The sequence below is a fragment of the Idiomarina sp. H2 genome (assembly GCF_004364275.1).
Taxonomy (GTDB): Bacteria; Pseudomonadota; Gammaproteobacteria; order Enterobacterales; family Alteromonadaceae; genus Idiomarina; species Idiomarina loihiensis.
This window is the reverse complement of the sequence record NZ_SNZY01000013.1, coordinates 14,731-37,000: the sequence shown is the minus strand read 5'-3', so window position 1 is coordinate 37,000 and position 22,270 is coordinate 14,731. Positions and strand designations below refer to the sequence as shown.

Annotated in this window: 23 protein-coding genes; 1 reads left to right on the top strand and 22 read right to left on the bottom strand. The window is 47.5% G+C overall.

Going from position 1 to position 22,270, the window contains the following annotated elements; genetic code table 11:
- Positions 1-24: 24 nt before the first annotated feature.
- From glnB to DET62_RS13720, 22 genes are all read right to left on the bottom strand, one after another.
- Positions 25-363, bottom strand: coding sequence for a nitrogen regulatory protein P-II (gene glnB / locus DET62_RS13825; RefSeq protein ID WP_011234436.1), 339 nt, complete (start codon positions 361-363; stop codon positions 25-27).
- A gap of 11 nt (positions 364-374) precedes the next feature.
- Positions 375-2,006, bottom strand: coding sequence for an NAD+ synthase (locus DET62_RS13820; protein WP_110014329.1), 1,632 nt, complete (start codon positions 2,004-2,006; stop codon positions 375-377).
- Between the two features lie 115 nt (positions 2,007-2,121).
- Positions 2,122-3,249: a flagellar biosynthesis protein FlhB gene (gene flhB / locus DET62_RS13815; protein WP_110014330.1), complete on the bottom strand. Its 1,128-nt coding sequence runs from the start codon at positions 3,247-3,249 to the stop codon at positions 2,122-2,124.
- 30 nt (positions 3,250-3,279) lie between these two features.
- Positions 3,280-4,065, bottom strand: a complete 786-nt coding sequence (gene fliR / locus DET62_RS13810) for a flagellar biosynthetic protein FliR (protein ID WP_110014331.1) — start codon at positions 4,063-4,065, stop codon at positions 3,280-3,282.
- Positions 4,065-4,334 (bottom strand): flagellar biosynthesis protein FliQ, encoded by a 270-nt coding sequence (fliQ, locus tag DET62_RS13805; protein ID WP_110014332.1) that lies wholly within the window; start codon positions 4,332-4,334, stop codon positions 4,065-4,067. The genes fliR and fliQ overlap by 1 nt, the downstream gene beginning before the upstream one ends.
- A gap of 8 nt (positions 4,335-4,342) precedes the next feature.
- Positions 4,343-5,089, bottom strand: coding sequence for a flagellar type III secretion system pore protein FliP (fliP, locus tag DET62_RS13800; RefSeq protein ID WP_011234441.1), 747 nt, complete (start codon positions 5,087-5,089; stop codon positions 4,343-4,345).
- The gene (gene fliO / locus DET62_RS13795; RefSeq protein ID WP_243735052.1) at positions 5,086-5,451 is read right to left on the bottom strand and encodes a flagellar biosynthetic protein FliO; all 366 of its coding nucleotides are present in this window, start codon (positions 5,449-5,451) and stop codon (positions 5,086-5,088) included. Before fliO ends, fliP begins: the two co-directional genes overlap by 4 nt.
- On the bottom strand, positions 5,411-5,866 hold the full coding sequence (fliN, locus tag DET62_RS13790; RefSeq protein WP_110014334.1) for a flagellar motor switch protein FliN: 456 nt from the start codon (positions 5,864-5,866) through the stop codon (positions 5,411-5,413). The genes fliO and fliN overlap by 41 nt, the downstream gene beginning before the upstream one ends.
- Positions 5,867-5,897: 31 nt before the next feature.
- Positions 5,898-6,962, bottom strand: coding sequence for a flagellar motor switch protein FliM (fliM, locus tag DET62_RS13785; protein WP_016341320.1), 1,065 nt, complete (start codon positions 6,960-6,962; stop codon positions 5,898-5,900).
- Positions 6,963-6,978: 16 nt separating this feature from the next.
- On the bottom strand, positions 6,979-7,521 hold the full coding sequence (gene fliL, locus DET62_RS13780) for a flagellar basal body-associated protein FliL (protein ID WP_110014335.1): 543 nt from the start codon (positions 7,519-7,521) through the stop codon (positions 6,979-6,981).
- Between the two features lie 68 nt (positions 7,522-7,589).
- Positions 7,590-9,356, bottom strand: a complete 1,767-nt coding sequence (locus DET62_RS13775; protein ID WP_110014336.1) for a flagellar hook-length control protein FliK — start codon at positions 9,354-9,356, stop codon at positions 7,590-7,592.
- Between the two features lie 124 nt (positions 9,357-9,480).
- On the bottom strand, positions 9,481-9,924 hold the full coding sequence (gene fliJ, locus DET62_RS13770) for a flagellar export protein FliJ (RefSeq protein WP_011234447.1): 444 nt from the start codon (positions 9,922-9,924) through the stop codon (positions 9,481-9,483).
- A 3-nt stretch (positions 9,925-9,927) separates the two neighbouring features.
- Positions 9,928-11,277, bottom strand: a complete 1,350-nt coding sequence (gene fliI, locus DET62_RS13765) for a flagellar protein export ATPase FliI (protein ID WP_110014337.1) — start codon at positions 11,275-11,277, stop codon at positions 9,928-9,930.
- A gap of 3 nt (positions 11,278-11,280) precedes the next feature.
- Positions 11,281-12,030: a flagellar assembly protein FliH gene (fliH, locus tag DET62_RS13760; RefSeq protein WP_110014338.1), complete on the bottom strand. Its 750-nt coding sequence runs from the start codon at positions 12,028-12,030 to the stop codon at positions 11,281-11,283.
- Between the two features lie 14 nt (positions 12,031-12,044).
- A complete protein-coding gene (gene fliG / locus DET62_RS13755) occupies positions 12,045-13,091 on the bottom strand; it encodes a flagellar motor switch protein FliG (protein ID WP_011234450.1) in 1,047 nt (348 codons plus the stop codon).
- Complete coding sequence (gene fliF / locus DET62_RS13750; protein ID WP_166635841.1) at positions 13,084-14,775, bottom strand: flagellar basal-body MS-ring/collar protein FliF; 1,692 nt, start codon at positions 14,773-14,775, stop codon at positions 13,084-13,086. Before fliF ends, fliG begins: the two co-directional genes overlap by 8 nt.
- 47 nt (positions 14,776-14,822) lie before the next feature.
- Complete coding sequence (fliE, locus tag DET62_RS13745) at positions 14,823-15,155, bottom strand: flagellar hook-basal body complex protein FliE (RefSeq protein ID WP_110014340.1); 333 nt, start codon at positions 15,153-15,155, stop codon at positions 14,823-14,825.
- Between the two features lie 147 nt (positions 15,156-15,302).
- Positions 15,303-16,664, bottom strand: coding sequence for a sigma-54 dependent transcriptional regulator (locus DET62_RS13740; RefSeq protein WP_110014341.1), 1,362 nt, complete (start codon positions 16,662-16,664; stop codon positions 15,303-15,305).
- Positions 16,657-17,664 (bottom strand): ATP-binding protein, encoded by a 1,008-nt coding sequence (locus tag DET62_RS13735; RefSeq protein WP_110014342.1) that lies wholly within the window; start codon positions 17,662-17,664, stop codon positions 16,657-16,659. The genes DET62_RS13740 and DET62_RS13735 overlap by 8 nt, the downstream gene beginning before the upstream one ends.
- Positions 17,665-17,783: 119 nt before the next feature.
- Positions 17,784-19,220 (bottom strand): sigma-54 dependent transcriptional regulator, encoded by a 1,437-nt coding sequence (locus DET62_RS13730; RefSeq protein ID WP_110014343.1) that lies wholly within the window; start codon positions 19,218-19,220, stop codon positions 17,784-17,786.
- Positions 19,221-19,241: 21 nt separating this feature from the next.
- Entirely contained in the window at positions 19,242-19,769 is a 528-nt protein-coding gene (locus DET62_RS13725) for a DUF1285 domain-containing protein (RefSeq protein WP_110014344.1), read from the bottom strand.
- Between the two features lie 10 nt (positions 19,770-19,779).
- Positions 19,780-20,403, bottom strand: coding sequence for a response regulator transcription factor (locus DET62_RS13720; RefSeq protein ID WP_110014345.1), 624 nt, complete (start codon positions 20,401-20,403; stop codon positions 19,780-19,782).
- 200 nt (positions 20,404-20,603) lie between these two features.
- Between DET62_RS13720 and DET62_RS13715 the strand changes: the two genes are divergently transcribed.
- Positions 20,604-22,256 (top strand): amidohydrolase, encoded by a 1,653-nt coding sequence (locus tag DET62_RS13715; protein ID WP_011234458.1) that lies wholly within the window; start codon positions 20,604-20,606, stop codon positions 22,254-22,256.
- The last annotated feature ends 14 nt before the right edge of the window (positions 22,257-22,270 follow it).

Here is a 22,270-nt window from a genome sequence, read left to right as displayed (position 1 = left end):
TCTTACAAAGAATGACGCGGTAGCTTATACCGCGTCTTCGTTTTCCTCTCCGGTACGAATACGAATAACACGTTCAATCTCAGTGATAAAAATTTTCCCATCACCAATTTTTCCGGTTTGAGCGGTTTCCATAATGGCTTCAATACAACGCTCAACTTCACTATCCGCAACCACAACTTCCAGTTTTACTTTTGGTAGAAAATCGACCATGTACTCCGCGCCACGATAAAGTTCGGTATGGCCTTTCTGACGACCAAAGCCTTTTACCTCTGACACAGTCATACCGGCAATGCCGACTTCAGACAGCGCTTCGCGCACGTCGTCCAACTTAAACGGCTTAATAATGGCTTCAACTTTTTTCATCAGTATTTGTCCTATTGACCTTGTCGCTGTAATTCATGGCGATAGTGACTGGTAATAGGGTAACGACGATCTTTACCAAAGTTACGAGGTGTCACTTTAGGCCCAACTGCAGATTGGCGACGCTTGTATTCATTTAGATCAACCAGGCGAACCACCCGGCGCACGTCTTCCTCTGCAAATCCGGCCGCGATAATATCGGTTACCGACCAGTCTCTCTCTACATACAATGCCAGAATGCGATCTAAATCGCTATAGTCTGGTAGCGAATCAGAATCCACTTGATCGGGTGCGAGTTCAGCAGAAGGCGGTCTGTCTATAACCCTTTGAGGTATGCAGGCACCCCGAGTATTACGAAACTCAGCCAATTGATAAACCAGCAACTTAGGAATGTCTTTAATAGGCGCAAAACCGCCACACATATCACCATATAAGGTTGCATAACCCACCGCCATTTCACTTTTGTTGCCAGTAGCCAACACCAGCGAACCGGTTTTATTGGATAAAGCCATAAGCAATACGCCTCGGCAGCGGGACTGCAAATTTTCTTCGGTGGTATCGGTTTCGGTCTCTCCGAATAACGGTCCCAGCTGGGTCATAAACTCATTAAACATGGGCTCAATTGGCACAACGTCGTAGCGAACACCTAAGGTATCAGCTTGCTTCTCTGCATCTTCCAGACTCATATCTGAAGTATAACGAAACGGCATCATAACAGCATGAACCTTATCGGCACCCAGAGCGTCACTTGCTATTGCCAAAGTTAATGCGGAATCGATTCCACCTGACAAGCCTAATGCCACACCAGAAAAACCATTCTTGGTCACATAGTCACGCACCGCCAACACCAGAGCGTCGTATACATGAGCCAAGTCGTTTTGTTCAGCCTTAGGCTCAAAACCGACACAACGAATACTTTTGTCTTCGTAAGTTACGGTTGCCGTGGTCATTTCACAGTGCGGTAGCTCGGCAACCAGCTCACCTTCTGCATCCAAAACCAGTGAATGGCCATCAAACACCAGCTCATCCTGCGCACCACAATTATTCAAATACAAAATGGGTTTACCGGCTTCTGCCACACGCTGTTTCAACACACCTAAGCGCTGTTCGTGTTTGTTTAACTCGTACGGAGAAGCATTAATTGAAAGCACCAGATCAATGTCATCATCCAATAATTGTTGTAAGGGTTGCGGATGCCACAAGTCTTCACAAATTTGTAATCCAATGCGCACGCCCTGCCATTCAAACACCTGACTCTGATGGCCCGGAATAAAGTAACGTTGTTCATCAAAAACACCGTAATTGGGCAGGCGCTGTTTAAAGTAGCGGTGCAGGCATTCTCCCCGGTGTAGCACGGACATAGCGTTGAACAACTCTCCGCCAACGGCCTGCGGATGGCCGACAATAACCACACAATCTGAAGCCGCTGCGCTGATTTGTTCTACCGCATTATCCACTGCCTGATGTAGGTCATCGCGGAATAATAAGTCTTCCGGCGGATAACCGGTAATAGCCAGCTCAGGGAACACAATGATATCGTGTTGCTCGCCCTGCTCACGCAGCGTTTTTAAAATTAGGGCGGTGTTGTTGTGAATGGCACCAACTGTAAAGTCCAGCTGTGCCAGGCACAAAGAAAGTTTAGCCATAACTGCTTAGTCCAAATTTGCCACTGCCGATATCGGCACGAATGGTGGCGAATGATATAGCAGCCGGTCTTAACGCGCAAATTATGCGAGTCTAATGTCGTTGTAATCAGGTCAGTTAGTAACGTAAATCGTCCGGAATATCTTTATCCATAGGAGGTTTCTTCGGACGTTTCGCCTGTCCTTTTTTAAACATTCGTAACTGATATACGTAAGCAAGGATCTGTGCCACGGCCACAAACAGACCTTTTGGAATTTCTTTTTCCAGTTCAGTGGTATGATAAATTGAACGGGCAAGTCCCGGCGAAGCCACCAGCGGAATTTCATACTCAAGGGCAATTTCACGAATTTTTGCCGCCGTTTCATCGGTTCCTTTTGCAAGAAGAACCGGAGCCTGTACGCCGCCGTCGTCATATTTTAAAGCGACAGCATAGTGGGTAGGGTTAGTTACAACAACGTCGGCCTTAGGCACTTCCTGCATCATTCGGCGATTTGCCATTTCCATTTGTAAGCGACGAATACGCCCTTTAACTTCCGGACTCCCTTCCGAGTCTTTGTGTTCGTCTTTGATTTCCTGCTTACTCATTTTTAAGTCTTTATTGTGTTTCCATACCTGGAAGGGAGCATCAATAACAACAATCAGGAATATCGATAAACACAATAACAGGAACATCCATAACAAGGTATCCAGCGCATTGCCAATCATGGTAGGCATTTGTCCCATGGACATCTGAAGAATATCGACAAACTGCCACTTCAACAGAAAATAGGCCGAAACGGCTACCACCATGAACTTCGCAATGGCTTTTATCAGTTCCACCAAAGCCTGAACACCAAACATTCGCTTAAAACCATTAAGCGGGTTCATTCGGTTAAATTTAGGCGCCATTGCCTGAGCAGAAAAGTTAATGCCTCCCAGCCAACTATTCCCTAAAAAGGTAAACACAATAATAAAGGCAAAAATGGTTAATATTGGCCAAAGAATTTCACCGAAGGCAATAGCAAAGGCTTCATAGATTTTGCTGGTATCAAAGGCGTGCTGCCGGTCGATGGTAAACATAATTTCGAATACGTTACGAACGCCCTGATAAAGCGCGCCACCAAACCAAAAAAATGAGACGGCAGCACTCACCAGAACAAAAGCGGTTCCCATTTCTTTCGAACGAGCAATTTGCCCTTTGTCACGGGCCTGCTGTTTTCGTCGCTCCGTGGGGTCTTCTGTACGTTCCTGATCAGTCTCAGCCATGCTTATTGCCCTTTGTCAGAGAAAGTCGATTTAAGCACATTGACTACCCAATATTTCACACATGGTTTGTACAACCCGCGCCCACTGGTTTTCAAAATGAAAAATAAAGCCGCCCATGGTCAGCCATACCACCACTAAGCCACTCACCATGGTAATAGGAAAACCAATGGCAAAAATATTCAGTTGGGGAGCAGCCCGGGTCATCACTCCGAAACTTAAATTGATTAACAGCAAAGCAATAACACCCGACAACATCGCCGCCAGCGCTGCCGAAAACATGTAAACACCCCATTCCGCAACGGCAAATAACGCATCGGCATCCAGGCCGGTCATACCAACAGGTATTGCGTCGAAGCTGGCAACCACCATATGAATCATCAGCAGGTGTCCGTCAAACGCGAGAAAAACTAGGCTGGCTAACATTAAGAAGAACTGTGCAATAACCGGTACTTGCTGACCGTTAGTGGGGTCAACCATAGAGGCGAAACCAAGACCAATCTGCATTGCAATAATTTGCCCACCAAGAACAAAGGTTTGCAGGAACAAAATAGAAAGCAGCCCTAAAGCGACACCGATAACAACTTGCTGCGCTGTCACTAAAAAACCACCCACTGACATCATTTCAACACCGGGATTAATTTCCGGCAAAGCAGGTGAAACAGCCATAATAATAGCAAGGGAAAGAAAAATTTTGACGCGCGAATTAACAATGGTGCCGGAAAAAAGCGCCATGCTCATGATCATCGATGACACCCGTGTCAGTGGCCACAGGTGCTGTTCCAGCCACTCGATCAGAACCGACGTTACCAGATCCATTAGCCGACCACTTCGGGTATCCGGTTAAACATCTCGATAGTGAAGTCCATTACGGTTTCAGTCAGAAAGTGTCCGCCAAGACCAATGACCGCGAGAGTGACTAATAAGCGGGGTAAAAAACTTAAGGTTTGTTCGTTGATGGAGGTCGCGGCCTGGAAAACCGCAACAATCAGACCCACTAAAAGCCCGGGAATAATAATAAAAGCCACCATAATAACGATAACCTTCAGAGCTTCCTGAAAAATGTCGAGAAACATTTCCGGTGACATATTGCCTCCTAAACCCCGAAACTGCCGGCCAGGGTACTCATGGTTAAGCTCCAGCCATCCACCAGCACAAACAGCATGAGCTTAAACGGCAGCGATACAATCATGGGCGATAACATCATCATACCCATGGCCATCAGCACACTGGCGACCACCAAATCAATAATCAAAAACGGAATAAAGAGCATAAAACCGATTTGAAAGGCTGTTTTGAGCTCGGAAGTTATAAAGGACGGAATAAGCACCGACATAGGCACGTCCTCCGGCTCTTGCACGCCCTCGGTTCCTGATATTTCGACAAAGGTTTCTAAATCGGTTAAGCGGGTTTGCGCCAGCATAAAGGCTTTTATTGGCGCTTTCGCCCTGTCGACCGCCTCCATTGACTGGATCTCTTCGTTTAAATAGGGCTGTAGCGCTTTATCGTTAATTTCGTTTAACACCGGTGTCATTATGAAAAAACTCAGAAACAACGCAATACCCAGTAACACCTGATTAGAGGGCGATTGTTGCAGACCAATAGCCTGACGCAAAATAGCCAACACAATGATAATGCGGGTAAACGAGGTCATCATAATGACCATGGCAGGAATGAAAGTCAGCGCTGTCATTATTGCCAGAATTTGCAGCGTTACAGAGTACTCTTCACTACCATCCGGGTTTGTTTTTACCGTAACGGCAGTAAGATCCTGCCAGGCAAAAGCCTGCTCCGGCAGCAAACACAACACGGCTAAAATACAAAGCAGCAACCAGCGGTTCATTGTTCTTGTTTTCCTTCCAGATTGATATCGCCTGGCAGCTCTTTCAGGCATTCTATACGTTGCTGAGTGACACCAAGTAACAATTTCTGCCCCCCAACATCCACAATGACCAGCCGCTCTTTGGGACCTAAAGACACGCTACTCAGTACTTTCAGACCAGATGCGCCCTGAAACTTGAGGTTAAAGCGCTTTAACAGCGAGGCCAAAACCACAATCACCGCTAAAACGGCAAAAAGCGCCAAAACCATGGCGCCTATGTCATTGCCTGAAATAATGCCGGCTTTCTCTTCTGCCTTTGCAACAGAAGGCAACAGCATCAAACTAGCGAAGTTTACGAATACGTTCAATCTGACTAATAACATCGGTTAAGCGTATCCCGAATTTATCATTAACAACCACCACCTCGCCGTGTGCTATCAAGGTGCCGTTAACTAATACGTCCAGCGGTTCACCGGCAACTCGTTCCAGTTCCACCACCGAGCCCTGATTTAATTGCAGCAAATTGCGAATACTAATTTGGCTGCGACCCACTTCCATTGAAATGGTGACCGGAATATCAAGAATGGCGTCCAGCTTGCGCTTTTCTTCCTCGGTTACCGGCTTATCTTCGCTCAGCTCTTCAAGCTCAGCGGTCTGCACGTTATCCATACCAGAATGGCTGGATGACTTTCCTTTACCTTCACCCGCTTCTGACTCACTACTTTCTTCGTCTTCAGCAGCTTCCTGTTCAGCCATTGCTGCTTCCCAGTCATCCATATCTTTATCATCGTTACTCATGTTGCAACCTCACTTTCTCAAGCAGCAATTATTATAAATCAATATCTTCTTCTAATTGTTGAAGCTCTGCGTCACCACCAATTCGGCGGCCACCACGCGTCAACATATGAATATCCGACTTCACGGTTTCCGGACGTTTAATTTTCTCTGAAATTTTCAAAGCGACATTGTCTCTTGAACGTCCCATTTTCGCATGGAAAGTCGGTAAATCTTCAATTAGTACGGTTAAGTCGTCCGGCAACTCAAGCGGAATCACATCGCCTTCGCGCAAGTCCATCACTTCGCGCAACGACATTTCGGTTTGCGCCAGTTTGGCTATCATTTCCACCGGAACGTCCATAATTTCGTCACGTAGCGCTTTACTCCAGCGCATGTCAGTGTCTTCTTTGTCCGACTGCACACCGGCATCCAGCAGCTCGCGAATAGGTTCCAGCATAGAGTACGGCAAAGCTATGTGGAAATCCCCGCCGCCGCCGTCTAACTCAATATGAAACGAACTGATAACGATGACTTCGGTTGGACTCACGATGTTCGCCATAGCCGGGTTAACTTCGGAGTCTAAATACTCAAAGCCCACGTCCATGACCGGAGCCCAGGCTTCTTTGTAATCTTCAAATACCAGCTTCAGCAGCATTTGAATAATACGGCGCTCGGTCGGTGTAAATTCACGGCCTTCGATTTTCGCATGATAACGGCCATCGCCACCAAAGAAGTTATCAACCAGAATGAAGACCAGACGTGCCTCCATAGTAATTAATGCCGTTCCTTTAAGCGGACGGAAACGCACCATGTTTAAACTGGTTGGTACGAACAAGGTATGTACGTACTCGCCAAATTTAATCATCTGGACACCGTTAATAGACACCTCTGCGGTACGCCGCATCATGTTAAACAAGCTGACCCGCATGTGTCGGGCAAAACGCTCATTAACAATTTCCAGCGTTGGCATACGCCCACGAACAATTCTATCTTGCGATGAAAAGTCATAGTCGAGCGCATCCGCAGAAGCGGATTCTTTCTCTGTGTCCTCTTCTTCAACGTCATCAACACCATGTAAAAGCGCGTCAATTTCGTCTTGAGATAGTAAATCACTCACAGCCATAATAGCTCACTTATTGCATTACCAAGCTGGTAAATAAAACCTGTTCAACAACCGGTTTCCCGGTTACTTCTTCAAGCGAAGAACGAACTTCGGTCAAAGCCAGTTCACGCAATTGTCCTTTACCTTCAGCTGTCTTTAACCTGTCAGCCGTGGTCGAAGAAAACACTTCATGCAGCGTGCCTTCAATTAACGGAATATGCTTTTTCGCCAGTTCTTCACTTTCTTCGCCGCGCACCATTAACTGCGCTTTAATTTGTACTGTTCGTTCACGGGAATCACCCGGAACAATAAAAACGAAAGGTCGGGGCATACCAACATAGAGCGCATTGCCAATTTCCGGACGAGGCGATGAAGACGGCGCGGCCGAACTACTGGTACCATTTGAGGCAACAACGGATTCGTCCTCAGACGAGCCACCAAATAGCCACAACACCAACACGACAGTAATGATCAAAACAATACCGATACCACCGAAGATAATCAGCTTTTTCTTCTTCCCCCCGGCCTGCTCATCAGTTTGTTCCGCGTCGTTGTTGTCTTTATCTTCTGCCATGCTCTATTTCCTGTTTTTCCATCCACCGACACTTACTATAGCTTGATAGCCGCTTTAGATATACCGTTTCAGACATAGAAATCGACTTGTCCGTCGGTCAGTACACGCCCCTCTTCTAAAGCTATTTCGCCTTCAACGGCCCAGTCCTCTGCGTCGTTAGTTCCTCCGGCTTGTCCACCGGCGGTGCGACCGCCTTCTTTATTTTGCTCGCCAACCTGGGTATCAGCTAAATTAATGCCTTGCTGCTCGAGCATTTCGCGTAATCGCGGCATCGTCGTCTCTAAGGCATCACGAGCCTGCTGCGTCTGCGCCTGAAACTGCACTGACGCCTGCTCCCCGTTCATATTAACGCGAATGTGAACACTGCCAAGCTCCGGAGGGTCCAGACGAATATCTGCACGCTGGATATTCTTACTCATCATAATATTGATGCGTTCCTGCAGCTTCTGCGACGCTTCGGTTTGTTGCAAATCTAACGGTCGTTGCAGCGCCTGCAAGGTATTCGCCTGGCTGGACTCACCTGCCGCTACGGTTCCCTGCGCGGTTGACACCATTTGCCCCTGTATTGCCCTGGCGGCACTGGCATCGGTCAAAGCGTCGGTGTTATTCCGCAAGACTTGTCCTTGCTGAACAGCATCGGCTACCTTGGTTTCTGCTTCAACAGCGGTATTCACAGAAGAAGCTTTAGTCGTTTGCTTGCCGTCATCGTTTTTAGCACCAATATCGCCGGAACCAGCTTTTTCTTTACCGGCTTTGACATCGGTTGCTGTAATAACCGATTCTGATGTTTTACCTTCAGCCGGCTTTTCACTTTGCCCCGTACGACCTTTTAATAATTGTCTTACTTCAGCCAATAACTGTTCAGCTTTAGCCGACTGTTCCTGAGTCAAAGCCTGAGGTTTATCTGCGCCGCCATTTTGGCTGGCTAAAATTTTGCGTAACTCGGCAGTAAACTGCTGCAGTTTCTTTTGCTCCGCTAAACTCAACTCACTACTTTCGCCTTTCGCTTGTTGTGCGGAAACCTGCTGCTCCAGTTGCTTAAGCAAATTTGTTAATTCTTCAGCACTTTGCGGCTTGCCTGTGTTTTTATCCGCAGATGCAGACAATTGAGACAGTACTCGCTCTGCCGCCTCATTCAAAGCCTGAGTTAACGCTTTTTCATTACCTACTAATAACTTATCAGCATCGGCTTTGGGTAAAAGGGGTTCAAGCAAATTAACTATGAACTTACCGGCATCTTCAACGGCACTTTCAGTGCCTTCGCCCTGCTCTGCGGCCTGGATCAGTTGTTGAAGCTTTGCCTGCAGTGCCTGTTTATCGCTATCGGTCATGCCGGCCAGCAGCTCATCGGCAAACTTCTGCCGCTCGGCATCAGTCATAACGGCATCGCCCTCGCCTTCACCGGCAGAATCCAGTTTAGCTATTAAAGCTTCCAGCATTTCCGCCAGTTGCTCATCTGTCATTTTTAGTTCGCCATCGCCCGCAGCAAGATCACTCTCGTCGCTAACCACGGTTTCGCCTTCAGAGCTAACCTCAGCACTTTCCTGCTTCATTTGCTGTAACAATTCCCATAAATTTCGGGTCACCGGCTCGCCAATATTTTTGCGTTCAATGTCCTTGCCTTCAACCTCACCTTCACCGTCATTACCGGCTTTCTGATAAGCTTCAATTTTGGCGGCCAGTTGTTGCAGCTCTTTATCGCCACTATTTTGTTGTAGCATCAGCCGCGAGAACTCACCGCTATCACCATCGGTGCTCTTTAATGAAAGATCGTTACCTTTACCAATACGTGCAAAGTTGTCGGCAGACTCGGTTAAATTAAGCAGCTGTTGCATAGTTTTATTCCTGAATTAAGTGCTTATTGACGCCTTGCTTAATAATACTTCGCAATGCGCTTGCGCTATTTTCAATAGCTGAGCAAACAATATCTAGTAAGTATCTAAGCAAATTTCGTTCCAACTATTTTCTGGCGCGAATAAAACGCTGGCTGCTAAAATCGTCCAGATTATTTTGTTCTTTTCTGGCTTCTGCTATTTGCTCACGCTTGCGCTTTTCTTTTATTAAAAAATCTATCGACTCGCGCTTGCGACGCTGCGCCAGCCAACGATCTTTGCGCTGTTGTAACACTTGCTGCAACTTAATAATATCGTGATGCAACTGTTCAACACCTTCATCTAACTTACCGACAAATGCGTGATACTGCCCTACCTGAATTGAGGCAATCCCGCTTTGCCCGCGATGCTGCAACTGATTTAAGTAGTCGAGTCGATATTTTGACATACCGTCCAGGCGCATCTGTTGCTCCTGCACTTGTTGCTGCACCTGAGAGAAATCCTGAGCGGCTTTATCTTCGCGCCTCTGTTCCAGCTCCAGCAACATTTCCAATTGTGCCAACTCAGCCATAAGTTACATGCTCGCTGACTGTTTCTGCTTCGGATTGACTAGCTGATTAAGCAGCAACAAGCTTTCATCATAGTTCACAACTTCCCGCATTTTCTGTTGCAAAAACATACTTACTCGCGGCTGCATTGCAATAGCCTGATCGATTGCCGGGTCACTTCCGCGGGTGTATGCGCCAATGGAAATCAAGTCGCGATTGCGACGGTAACTTGAGTACCACTGTCTAACTTTAATCGCCTGTTGCATATGCTCTTCCGAAACAACCTGTGGCATAACCCGGCTAATAGAAGCTTCAATATCTATTGCCGGATAATGACCGCTGTCGGCCAGTTCCCGGTTCAGTACAATATGTCCGTCCAGTATTGCTCTCGCGGAGTCCGCAATGGGATCCTGCAAATCGTCGCCCTCGGTCAGAACCGTATAAAACGCGGTCACAGAACCTTGTCCGTCGCCGCCATTCCCTGCTCTCTCGACCAATGCTGGTAACTTAGCAAAAACAGAAGGCGGATAACCTTTGGTTGCCGGTGGTTCACCCACAGCAAGGGCAATTTCCCGTTGCGCCATGGCGTAACGAGTCAGTGAATCCATTAACAGCAACACATTCAGACCCTGGTCACGAAAATATTCGGCAACCTGAGAGGCCGTTTCACAACCACGTAAACGAATAAGCGGCGACTGGTCTGCCGGCGCTGCTATTACAACCGCTTTTTCACGGCCTTCCTCACCGAGGATTTCTTCTATAAACTCTTTTACTTCCCGGCCACGTTCGCCTATCAGGCCAACTACAATCACATCCGCCGTGGTACCGCGAGTCATCATGCCCAACAGCACACTTTTACCCACGCCACTACCGGCAAACAGCCCCATTCGCTGCCCCTGCCCCACGGTTAAGCAGGCATTAATAGCCGTTACTCCAACATCCAGCGGCTGCTTCACCTGACGTCGGTTCAGTGGGTTCATGGGTTTGCTACGATAAGTTTTACCGTCAGAAAAAATGGGACCTTTATCATCAAGGGGTTCGCCACGGGCATCAATAACACGCCCCAGCAGCTCCATACCCAGCGGCAATTGATTCTTGCGGTTTAGTGGGCGTACTCTGGCTCCGGGAATAACGCCATGGGCGTCTTCGGTAGGCATTAAGTAACTGATGTTGCCTTCAAAACCCACCACTTCGGCTTCAATATCTCCGCTGTCAGCCTCCACAGCTACGCTTGACCCCACAGGAGCACGGCAGCCAACGGCCTCAAACATTAAACCGACGACGCGGGTAAGATATCCCGACACAGCCACTGATGGCTTTTGGATACGCTCACGTTTTTTGCGTAGTTGTTTCACTAACTGCTCAGAAGCGCTCATGGGTTAACCTTTTAATTTGGAGAACACATCTTCCATACGGCTGGTCAGGGTGTAATCTATGGTGGAGCTTTCTGTAGTAACCCGGCAACCGCCGCGTTCCAGTAAATCGTCTTTATTTAGCAACCAGCCTTTTTCTTTCAGTTCGTCTTCGCTAAATGTACTTTGCAAAATAGCTAAGTCTTCTTCATTCAGATGAATAATGACCCGCTGATCAGTAACCGGTAATACGGCAATAGCTTCGCGCACGGCTTTTACGATGAGTTCCTTTGAATTAGCAGCGACATCCAGACAGATGACCCGCGTCAGCTCAGTGACCATATCAATCAGCTCGTCCTGAACCGCTTCGGTAATACGTTCATTCGGATGAGACAAACTCTGCAGCAAAACTCTTAACTGCTGCTGTTGCTCCTGCATGGCTTCTTTACCAGCTTCAACACCCTGCTGTTCACCGGCTTCAAAACCGTCTTTTTTACCAACTTCGTAACCTTCGTCATAGCCTTTCTTAAGGCCTTCATTGCGGCCTTCGTCAAAACCTTCTTTATGGCCTTCTTCGCGTGCGGCCTGGCGAATTTCTTCCAATTGTTCTGCGGTCAGAGGCTTAAGCTCTTCTTCCTGTTCATTGTCCGCTTCCGGCGGCTCATATTGCCAGCGCCGGGGTTTGTTTAACGCATTTACCTGAGAGCCCTGTTTGAGCTCTTCCGAGGTCATGTCAGGTAAATCCCAAAGCTGGGTTGCGTCTTTATCATCCGTCATTATGCGTTAAACCCTTATAGGAATTCGTCACCGCCACCGCCGCCAAGCATAATTTCACCTGCGTCAGCTAAACGGCGCGCCGCTGCCAGAATATCTTTCTGTGCGGCCTCTACATCACTAATACGAATCGGCCCCATAGCTTCAAGGTCATCACGCAGCATATCGCCGGCACGTTTCGACATGTTCTTGAATATTTTCTCCTGAACCGCGTCGTCCGCACCTTTCATCGCTTTTTGCAAAGTTTCACCTTCCACTTCACGCAGCAAGGCCTGAATACCACGGTCGTCGACTTCCACCAGGTTTTCGAACACAAACATCAGGTCCTGAATACTCTGACTCATCTCTTCGTCCTGCTCTCGGATAGAGTCCATCAACTGACCTTCGATGTTGGTATCCAGATAGTTCATGATATTGGCTGCCGCTTTCAGGCCGCCCATCTTCGCCGCCTGAGCACCAGCCTGACCGGCAAATTGTTTTTCCATAATTTCGTTCAGTTCCTGCAAGGCTGCTGGCTGAACTTCTTCTAAGTTGGCTATTCGCATCATTAAGTCCAGACGTACTTTGTCCGGGAACTGCGCCATAATTTCTGCACTTTGCTCGGGGTCAAGGTAAGACAGGACAATGGTCTGAATCTGCGGGTGTTCGTTACGGATAATAGTGGCTACCTGTTTAGAGTCCATCCACTTCAGTGAATCAAGACCTTTCGAACCGCCGCCCATGACAATCTGTTCAATCAGGTTACCGGCTTTGTCCTCACCTAGTGCGGAGGTCAGTGCCTTACGCACAAACTCTTCACTCTTGAAGCCAATATTGGTGAACTTCTGAATGTCTTCCAGGAACAAATGGTGTACAGCGTTCACTTTGTCCTGGTTAAAGTCTTCCAGGCTCGCCATGGCCATGCCCACTTTCTGCACCTGTTTAGGTTCCAGGTGTTTAAGAATCTGAGCCGCATCTTCTTCCGATAAGCTAAGCAGTAAAATAGCCGCTTTCTCAACACCTTCTAAAGTGTCGACATCAAACTCAACCTTACCGCGCTTAGTTCTAGTATCTTGATCAGGCATCTTCGTTCAACCACGCTTTAACCACTTGTGAGGACAGCTCAGGCTCGTTGGCAACCAACGCGCGAACCGCTTTTAACAAGTCTTCATCTTTGTGCAAGTCAGGTAGTTGCAGGCTACCATCAGCCCCAAACCCAACTGCACTCTCATCAAACTGTGAGGATAACAGATCAATGGTTTCGTCGCCCATCGATTCCTCATCGGAAAATGCATCGGCATCATCTTCTACACCCGATTCCGGATTCATCAGTTTCTTCAGCATTGGACGAACCACCGCCAGAATCAATACCATAATAACTAGTGCGCCCATCACCAGACGGAAAGCTCGCCAGAACCATGGCTCTTCCCACACTGGCGTCTCGCCGGCACCTAAGTCAGGCAACTGCGCGAACGGTACCGATACGACTTCGATGCTGTCGCCACGGTTAATATCAAAGCCTAAGCCACCTTGCAGCAAACGGCGAATATTTGCGATTTCTTCAGCGCTACGCGATTGCGTTTCGCCCTCGCCCGCTTCATTGGTTATTGCTTCATGGTTAACCGCTACAGAAACACTCAGGCGCTTAATAGTACCTGTTTGACTGCGTGTATAAGTGACTGAATTATCAAGCTCATAATTACGGGTTGCTTCACGGTGACTGCTGCCATTAGCACCACCACCTGCTGTTCCTGCTCCGGCTTCTTCCGGAATGTCAGACTCTAAAGGAGGTTGATTTGTGAGTGCTCCGGGAATACCACCAATGGCGCTACCGACAGAGCGATTTTCAACCGTCATTTCACTGCGAATAGCCGGCATATCAGGGTTAAATTGACGCTGAGTTTCTTCACGCTGAGTAAAGTCCATGGTCACGTCAACCTGTGCGGTATAGTTGTCGTAGCCCAGCACTGGGATCAAAATACTGTCTATTTTTTCTAAGTAGGCCTCTTCACGTTTTTGTTCAATTTGATACTCACGCGAACTTTTAGCCGCCAGTGCACTTTGCGAACCAGAGTTAAGCAGACGTCCGGCCTGGTCAGTGACCGTTACATGCTCAGTACTGAGTCCGGTCACCGACGAGGCAACCATATCAACAATAGAGGCCACTTCTTCTTCGCTTAACGAGGTGCCACCGCGCACATTCAGCATAACCGATGCTTTGGGTTGTTTTTCGCGACGGGCAAACACATTTTCTTTAGGTACAGCAAGCAAGACTCGGGCGGCAGAAACCTTTTTGATTTCTTCAATAGCACGCGCTAACTGAACTTCGCGGGAATGAATAAGACGCTCACGCTCCAGTCTTTGACTAACACCAAAGCCCGGTTCGCTCATTAAAATTTCAGAGCCGTTATTGGTCGAATTACCGTAATCAACACCAGCACGGGTCAGCTGCAACTTAATAGTATCGTAGTTTTCTTCAGGTACTGAAACCGTATTACCTTCCACCTGGTATTCAATACCGTTTGCATCCATGTAGTCGAGGGTGCTGATCAACTCCTCCGTTTCTAACTGACCGAATGGACGATAAGTTGACTCTTGTGCCCACAGCATAATAAAAACAGCAATAGCAACACAGATGGCCAGCGCCAGCACGACAATGACCTGACGCAGCATGTCAAAGTTGCCCAGCATCGTCATAATGCCGGTTTTCTCACCGCCGTCATCATTACCTGAACTGTTGTTATCAGGTAAATCAGTATCTTGTACCATTAAATCTGTTGATTCAGCCACGACTTATATCTCCAATGATGCAGCGGTTATACCGGCATTGACATTATTTCTTTGTACGCATCAACAACTTTGTTGCGCACCTGAACCGTTGCCTCAAACGCGATACCGGCCTTTTGGCTGGCAATCATGGTTTGCTCCAAAGTGACATTCGGGTCACCGAGTTCCATGCGAGTTTTTAAATCACCTGAGGTTTGCTGCAGTTCGTTAACGTTATCCATTGCGCTTTTCAGCATATTGGAAAAATCAGCCTGAGCGGTATTGCCTTGCAGGGCATTCACATTCGTAGGCTGATCACGCTGGGAAGCCTGCGTGGCCATCGATTGTAACTGTTGATAAAGTGCGTTTGCTTCCACTTTCATAATTAACCCCGTCAAAAATTCATCACTGACTTTATTTAAGGTTAGTCATGCAAACAGAATGCCAACTTTTGGTCGCATCGGTAAGATACAAAGAAAAGCCCTGATAAACAGGGCTAATGGTAATGGAGGAGGTATTTCAAGACCGTATTATGAGCCGGTCAGAGTCAGCCCCTGCTCTCGTATTTTCGCCAGCTTGTAGCGCAAAGTCCGTGGACTAATACCAAGCTCATCGGCGACAGGTTGGCGTTTTCCCTGATGACGTTGCAACGCATCTTTGATAATTTGGTATTCCTGATGGAAAAGCGACTCATCGAGGTTTTCCGACTTATCTTCAGGCGTCTCTATTTGTTCAGGAAACACGCTAGCGGTTTCCACCGCGTCGTTCAGTTCCAACATAAGATCCTGTGGCTGAATTTCTCCATCGCGATGTAATACCAGAGCTCTTTGCACTACATTTTCCAGCTCCCGAACGTTGCCCGGCCAGGAATAGCGCATTAACTGTTGAACTGCTGCGGCGGCGAAATTGACGGGCGTTTTAATACCGGAACGTTGTTTATGTCGCTGCAGTAAATTTTCTGCCAGGGGAACGATATCCGCGGGTCGCTCTCGTAGAGACTTCCAATGCAGGGGAAACACGTTTAGTCGATACATTAAGTCTTCACGTAATAGCCCTTCGCGCACCGCCTGTTGTAAGTCTCGGTTAGAGGTAGCTATTAACCGGACATCCAACTGTATGGTTTTACGCGAGCCCAGACGCTCCACCTGCCGCTCCTGAATAACCCGTAATAATTTAGCCTGCAAGTGCATAGCCATTTCAGTCACTTCGTCCAGCAGCAAAGTACCGCCCTGAGCCAGTTCAAATTTACCGGGAGAAGACTGATTAGCGCCCGTAAAGGCACCTTTCTCATAACCAAATAACATGGATTCCAGCATGTTTTCAGGTATCGCTGCGCAGTTAATGGCAATAAAGGGCCCGTCTGAGCGATCCGAATGCTGGTGAATATAACGCGCCAGCACTTCTTTACCGGTACCGCTAGGCCCAGTGACCATTACGCTTGCTTCACTACCCGCAACTTTTCGTGCCATAGCCAGCACTGCCTGGCTGGAGCCTTCTTCTGCGACCGGCTCAATATCGTTAATTGCACCGTCGGGCAAATAACGCTGCACCAGTGTTTGTAGCTTTTCAATTGAAAACGGCTTAGTCAGATAATCGACAGCGCCTTCACGCATAGCAACGACTGCGTCATCCACCTTTGCAAAGGCCGTCATCATAATAACCGGAATGTCGTATTGCTGATTATTCATGCTACGCAATAACTGTAAGCCATCAATTCCCGGCATTTGCACATCGCTGATAACCAGCGCCACTGACTCTTTTTTTAGAATAAGTAAGGCTTCTTCGCCGTTAGCGGCTTCCAGGCACTGACAATCAGCCAGTTCCAGCGTATCGATAATCGCTTCACGCAGCGATACGTCATCTTCAACAACCAATACTTGTCGCTCAGCCATAACGTACCTCTTTCATTATATTTTCTGACCACTCATATACCGGCAGCACTAAGGTAAAACGACTGCCTTTATTTGGCTGGCTTTCCCAGTCAATTAAACCGTTGTGTGCTTTTATCACCGTTTGGACAACCGCCAGACCTAAACCAGTACCGTTCGATTTTTCAGTAAAAAATGGAGTGAATACACTGTCTTGTTTTTCAGCCGGAATGCCGCAACCAGAGTCAATAACAGAAACTTTCCAGTTACCATCATCAACATCGGTTTTTAATAGCACTTCCTGTCCGGGCCGGCTGGCATCAACAGCGTTGTTAACCAGATTCTGCATTGCCCCGATCAGAGCGGTTTGATTAGCTCGTAACACCACACCAAAGTCAGGATCAATACAATTGATTTTCACCTGATGCTGCTCAGCGTAACTTTCTGTGCTCATCAGCACTTGCTGGATCAGGCTATTGGTACTGAGTTCTTCCAGCATGGGTTGCTCACCGCTTTTGGCAAACAACAACATATCGTTCACCTGTTGTTCCAGCGAATGCAGACGCGACAGTAACTTATCGGAAAAACGCTGTTGTTTGACCGCAGAAATACTGCCCTGCTTTAGGTTTTGCGCATAAAGAATTGCGGCAGACAGAGGCGTTCTTATCTGATGTGCCAGCGAAGCCACCATTTTTCCCATGGAAGACAAACGCTGCAAATGACCAATGCGGTTTTGCAGACGCCGCGTCTCGGTCAGGTCTGTCAGCACAATAAGCTGCCCTGGCTTTTCATTCACAACTGAGGTGTCTAAACGAACCCGTCTGCCGTTACGCAAAGACACTTCGTGCCAGTCATCCGCTTTGGGAGCAAAAAGTTCACTCACCAGTTCACGCCATAAAAACTTTTTCAGAGGGTGTCCTAAAAGGCTCGTGGCATTGTCATTGCAATAATCCACGACCCCATGACTGTCCAGTAAAATAACAGCGTTGGGCATGGCATCAATAATTTGATGGTAGGTGGCCATACTGACATCTCCAATTAACAACTATGGAGAAGCTAATGCAAAATAGATGCCAGTATAATTCTCTTTATTTTCAGTTAATTACGTAGCTTTTGGATTGTCAAAAGACTGACGCTTTGAATTTAATCTTTCTGAATTCCGTACTTTTTCATTTTCTCAACTAAGGTTGTACGGCGCATACTGAGTAAGTCGGCCGCTTTAGCAACTACCCAGTCAGATTTATCCAACGCCTGCGCTATCATTCCCGTTTCAATTTCAGTTAGCATATCTTTCAAATTGACCCCGTCATCGGGCAATTCAGAATCAGCAGCACTATGTGTGTCGTCATCAAGTTCTTCATCTGACTCACTGAAAATGGCACTCAGCGCTTCGCGCTCCAGCATTTCTTCGGGGTAATCTGGAGTTGGTGCGTCATGTTCAATATGCTGATATTTTGGAGGTAAATCAGGCACATCAACCAGACTATCGGGGTGCATTATAGTCAGGCGTTCTATCAGGTTAGTCAATTCCCTTACGTTACCCGGCCAACGGTGATAGGACAACGACTCCAGAGCTCGTTCGGTAAAACGCACCCCGACGCCCCGTTCCTTTTTAAAACGCTGAGTCAGTTCTTGCAGCAGTAAAGGTACGTCTTCCTGACGCTCGCGCAGAGCCGGAACTTCAATAGGAAAAACATTCAGGCGATAATACAGGTCTTCACGGAATTTACCGTCAATAATCATCTGTTCCAGTTCACGGTGAGTCGCCGCAACCACTCGTACATCGGCAATAATGCTTTTACTGCCCCCCACGCGTTCAAAAATCCGCTCTTGCAAAACTCGTAGCAGCTTTACCTGCATGGGCAGTGGCATATCGCCAATTTCATCCAGAAACAAAGTGCCGCCCTGAGCCAATTCGAAGCGGCCTTTACGCGCACCGATAGCACCGGTAAAAGCCCCTTTTTCATGCCCGAATAATTCACTTTCTAATAAGTCACCCGGAATTGCACCGCAATTTACTGGCACGAAAGGCCCGTTACTACGTCCGGACAAATCATGAATACCGCGAGCCACAACTTCTTTACCTGTTCCTGACTCTCCCAGAATCAGAACATTCGCTTCTGTTACCGCTACCTGTTCAATCAACTGACGTACATGTTTCATTGTACGCCCGTTACCAACTAAGGTTTGCTCCAGCTTACCTCCGCCCGGGTGTCGCTTTCTTGCCGCTTTAGCAGGCATTTGCTGGTGATAAGCCTGACAGTAATGCAGCATATTCGATAAGCTGGCGTAATCAAAAGACTTTTCCAGAGGGCCAATAACATTCGCTTTCTGTAACGCATTGTGCTGATCATCTGTGGCACAGATAAAAGGTAGATGCGGCGCATCGCCGGCTAATTGATGCAAGTTCTCAATGCCATTACCAGCAATCACACAGAGAGCATCAGCAGCACGAAGCTTTAGAGTGTCTGAAGGAGATATGACTTCAACGGTTTCGCCAATAAAGGTCAATACCGTTTCAAAATGCTGACGACGCTCTGGTTGCTGTTCAACCAGGTAGACTGTTCTTGTTTTTGTCATAGACGAGTTTACCGCAACGTCCTATTCCACACTTCCTAACACAAACGTTTCACCCGCACTGGACAGGTACCACTGCTCTTGTCCATCGGCAATCCTTGACTCTGCGTGTGAAACCCACTGATAGAATACATTGCGATGTACTCTCGCTGTTAATCCTCGTTGCATCACAATATAAGGAACACCCTTTTTCATTGTGAGCGGATGTTCAGAACTTAATACCAGAGTATCACCGATATTGGTTGTTAGCAGTAATAATTGCTGACCATTTTCTTCTAATTGACTCCAGTCGACAACAACAAAGGGCGTATCTTCAACCGTAATCTTAACTTTTTCGGCAGGTGTTATTAAAAAATACTCACCGCCTTCAACCACTAAAACGGACGCAAATAGTTTTACCAATGCAGAGCGCTTTATCTGGCTTCCCTGATAAAACCAGTCGCCATTTGAGGCAATATGAATAGGGATCTCACCACAATACGGCGGATCCCACAACTCGGTTGGTGCATGTTGATGTTTTTCTAGTTCAGAAATCAATCGGTTAAGTGACATAAATCGAAACTTAGTCGACCAACTTTTTCTGTCTCAGTAGATACCAAAGCGTCGCTTCAGTACGATTCGATACTTTAATGGCTTTGAATATTGCCGATAAATGCACACGAATAGTGCCTTCAGTAATGCCCAGAATGTTTGCAATTTCTTTATTTGAAAGGCCCTGAGCCAGCAGTTGCATTATTTCCAGCTGACGCGGTGACAAAAAGCTCTCGGCTCCACTGGACTTGTCTCTTGGTTCATTCAAATGAGGGTCATCAGGAATGTGACGGTCGCCATTCAGCAAAGCCCGAATTGCCAGTTTAGCCTGTTCAGCCGAACTGTCTTTTGGCAAGTAGCTACGCACTCCGGCAGCCAGTACCTGGCGAACTTCCGAAATTGAGCGCGGGCGCGTAAACAACACAATGTGCGTACGCGGAGCCACTTTTTTCAGACGTTGCAGCGCAGGTCGAATTTCGGCATCCGGTAAATCCATTTCTAAAAAAATCAAATCATAATCATCGGCTGATAAATAGTTCTCAGCAATCTCAAACGAATCAGCTTCGTATATCGAAGGTTGATTCGCATAGTTTGTGAGAATTTGTATAAGACCAGCGCGCATAAAAAACTGCGGGTCAATAATTAGAACTTTCATCTTGAGATCCAAAATAACGCTTATTCAATTAACTTTTAGCATACCGAAAATATAACAGACAGCAAGTTTTTTACCGACAAAAGCGGTTTTGAAAAAGCCAATGTTAACTTCATTAACAAAAAAGTCAGAGAACGCCTAGTCGCTTGTACAGTAAAAACGCTATAGTGTTGCCCAGTTATTTTCTACGGAGTTTTCTTGTTATGCGACGTATTATCTGCCTGTTTATAGGCCTTAGCTTATCGGCTTCAGCTATTGCCGACACCTTGTATACCAATATGAAAGGCTACACCCTTACCAGCCCCGCTGGCGAACAAGCGGTATTGCAGCAATTTTCGACCATGCTGGTTGAAAATGGAAAAATTCAGGCCATTGGTGGTAACGCACTTGCTGAGCGTTTTACTGACACTGAACAAACCGTTGATATGCAGGGAAAAACCGTTCTTCCGGGGTTAACTGATGCCCATGGACACATTCAGAGTCTGGGCACCAGCTTATTGCAGGTGGATTTACGCGACACCGACTCCGTTTCTGCAGCGGTCAAAAAAGTTCATGCCTATGCTGGCGAACAACCCGAAATGGAATGGATAACAGGCCGAGGCTGGAATCAGGAGCAATGGCAACAAAAGGTATTCCCCAGTGCAGCCCATCTGGATGAAGTGGTCAATGACCGTCCGGTTTGGTTAATGCGCGTAGACGCCCACGCAGGCTGGGCAAACAGCGAAGCCTTGCGCCGTGCAGGAATAGACAAGGACACTGTCGCCCCGGAAGGCGGTGAAATTGTTCGTGACGAGCAAGGCAACCCCACCGGTGTGCTGGTCGATAATGCAATGCAATTAGTAGAGGATGTTATTCCTGAACCATCGCTTCAGCAGCAACGTGCAGCTTACGAACTCGCCTTTGAGCATTTAATTAAGCTGGGCATTACCAGTGTCCATGACGCCGGTATTAATGCCGACGAAATTTCCGTTTACAAGGGGTTGCACAATCAGGGCCGTATGCCCCTCAGAGTCTATGGCATGATAGCCGCTACCGAGCCTAAACTGGCGCAACTTTTGGCAGAAGGTCCATACGAAAGTGTCGACCAGAAACTGACCATTCGTAGCGTTAAAATATACGCTGACGGCGCTTTAGGGAGCCGTGGTGCGGCTTTGCTGGAAGACTACAGTGACGACCATGGGAACCATGGCCTGATGGTCACTTCAGAAGAAAAAATTCGTGACCTGTACGAGCTTATCATCCCTCATGGCTTCCAGATAAATACTCACGCTATTGGTGACCGGGCAAATCGCGTTGTACTGGATAACCTCGCAGAAGTTTATAATGAACTCGGTGGCCGTAACTTACGTAATCGCATAGAACATGCACAAATTGTGCATCCGGACGACCTGAAACGTTTTAATCAGCTCAATTTGGTAGCTTCCATGCAGCCGACGCACGCCACCAGTGACAAGAATATGGCAGAGGATCGTCTAGGCGCGGCACGGATGGAAGGAGCTTATGCCTGGCAAACTCTGCTGGATCAGGGCACCGTTATTGCTGCCGGTTCGGACTTCCCGGTAGAACTGGCTAATCCGTTTTACGGGCTGCACGCGGCGGTTACCCGACAAGATCGTAATGATATGCCAGCCGGAGGTTGGTATGCTGAAGAGAAAATGAGCCTGCAGCAAGCGCTGCGCTCTTTTACCATAGATGCCGCTTACAGTGCCTGGCAGGAAAAATCTCTGGGCTCGCTGGAACCCGGTAAATGGGCTGACTTTATTGTCGTAGAACAAGACCCTTTTGCCGTCGATGCCAGTGATATCTGGCGAACTCAGGTTGAACAAACTTACGTAGCGGGCGAGCGGGTTTATTAATAGGGACGCATAAG

Excerpts from the sequence above, each read along its gene's own strand:
- DET62_RS13735 (WP_110014342.1), bottom strand. The coding sequence starts at position 17,664 with ATGGCCACCTACCATCAAATTATTGATGCCATGCCCAACGCTGTTATT.
- DET62_RS13720 (WP_110014345.1), bottom strand. The coding sequence starts at position 20,403 with ATGAAAGTTCTAATTATTGACCCGCAGTTTTTTATGCGCGCTGGTCTT.
- fliH (WP_110014338.1), bottom strand. The coding sequence starts at position 12,030 with ATGACGGATGATAAAGACGCAACCCAGCTTTGGGATTTACCTGACATG.
- fliE (WP_110014340.1), bottom strand. The coding sequence starts at position 15,155 with ATGAAAGTGGAAGCAAACGCACTTTATCAACAGTTACAATCGATGGCC.
- fliF (WP_166635841.1), bottom strand. The coding sequence starts at position 14,775 with ATGGTACAAGATACTGATTTACCTGATAACAACAGTTCAGGTAATGAT.
- glnB (WP_011234436.1), bottom strand. The coding sequence starts at position 363 with ATGAAAAAAGTTGAAGCCATTATTAAGCCGTTTAAGTTGGACGACGTG.
- fliQ (WP_110014332.1), bottom strand. The coding sequence starts at position 4,334 with ATGTCACCGGAAATGTTTCTCGACATTTTTCAGGAAGCTCTGAAGGTT.
- fliI (WP_110014337.1), bottom strand. The coding sequence starts at position 11,277 with ATGAGCGCTTCTGAGCAGTTAGTGAAACAACTACGCAAAAAACGTGAG.
- fliJ (WP_011234447.1), bottom strand. The coding sequence starts at position 9,924 with ATGGCTGAGTTGGCACAATTGGAAATGTTGCTGGAGCTGGAACAGAGG.
- fliL (WP_110014335.1), bottom strand. The coding sequence starts at position 7,521 with ATGGCAGAAGATAAAGACAACAACGACGCGGAACAAACTGATGAGCAG.
- DET62_RS13740 (WP_110014341.1), bottom strand. The coding sequence starts at position 16,664 with ATGGCTGAGCGACAAGTATTGGTTGTTGAAGATGACGTATCGCTGCGT.
- DET62_RS13775 (WP_110014336.1), bottom strand. The coding sequence starts at position 9,356 with ATGCAACAGCTGCTTAATTTAACCGAGTCTGCCGACAACTTTGCACGT.
- fliG (WP_011234450.1), bottom strand. The coding sequence starts at position 13,091 with ATGCCTGATCAAGATACTAGAACTAAGCGCGGTAAGGTTGAGTTTGAT.
- flhB (WP_110014330.1), bottom strand. The coding sequence starts at position 3,249 with ATGGCTGAGACTGATCAGGAACGTACAGAAGACCCCACGGAGCGACGA.
- DET62_RS13730 (WP_110014343.1), bottom strand. The coding sequence starts at position 19,220 with ATGACAAAAACAAGAACAGTCTACCTGGTTGAACAGCAACCAGAGCGT.
- fliR (WP_110014331.1), bottom strand. The coding sequence starts at position 4,065 with ATGGATCTGGTAACGTCGGTTCTGATCGAGTGGCTGGAACAGCACCTG.
- fliP (WP_011234441.1), bottom strand. The coding sequence starts at position 5,089 with ATGAACCGCTGGTTGCTGCTTTGTATTTTAGCCGTGTTGTGTTTGCTG.
- DET62_RS13715 (WP_011234458.1), top strand. The coding sequence starts at position 20,604 with ATGCGACGTATTATCTGCCTGTTTATAGGCCTTAGCTTATCGGCTTCA.
- fliO (WP_243735052.1), bottom strand. The coding sequence starts at position 5,451 with ATGTTATTAGTCAGATTGAACGTATTCGTAAACTTCGCTAGTTTGATG.
- DET62_RS13725 (WP_110014344.1), bottom strand. The coding sequence starts at position 19,769 with ATGTCACTTAACCGATTGATTTCTGAACTAGAAAAACATCAACATGCA.
- fliN (WP_110014334.1), bottom strand. The coding sequence starts at position 5,866 with ATGAGTAACGATGATAAAGATATGGATGACTGGGAAGCAGCAATGGCT.
- DET62_RS13820 (WP_110014329.1), bottom strand. The coding sequence starts at position 2,006 with ATGGCTAAACTTTCTTTGTGCCTGGCACAGCTGGACTTTACAGTTGGT.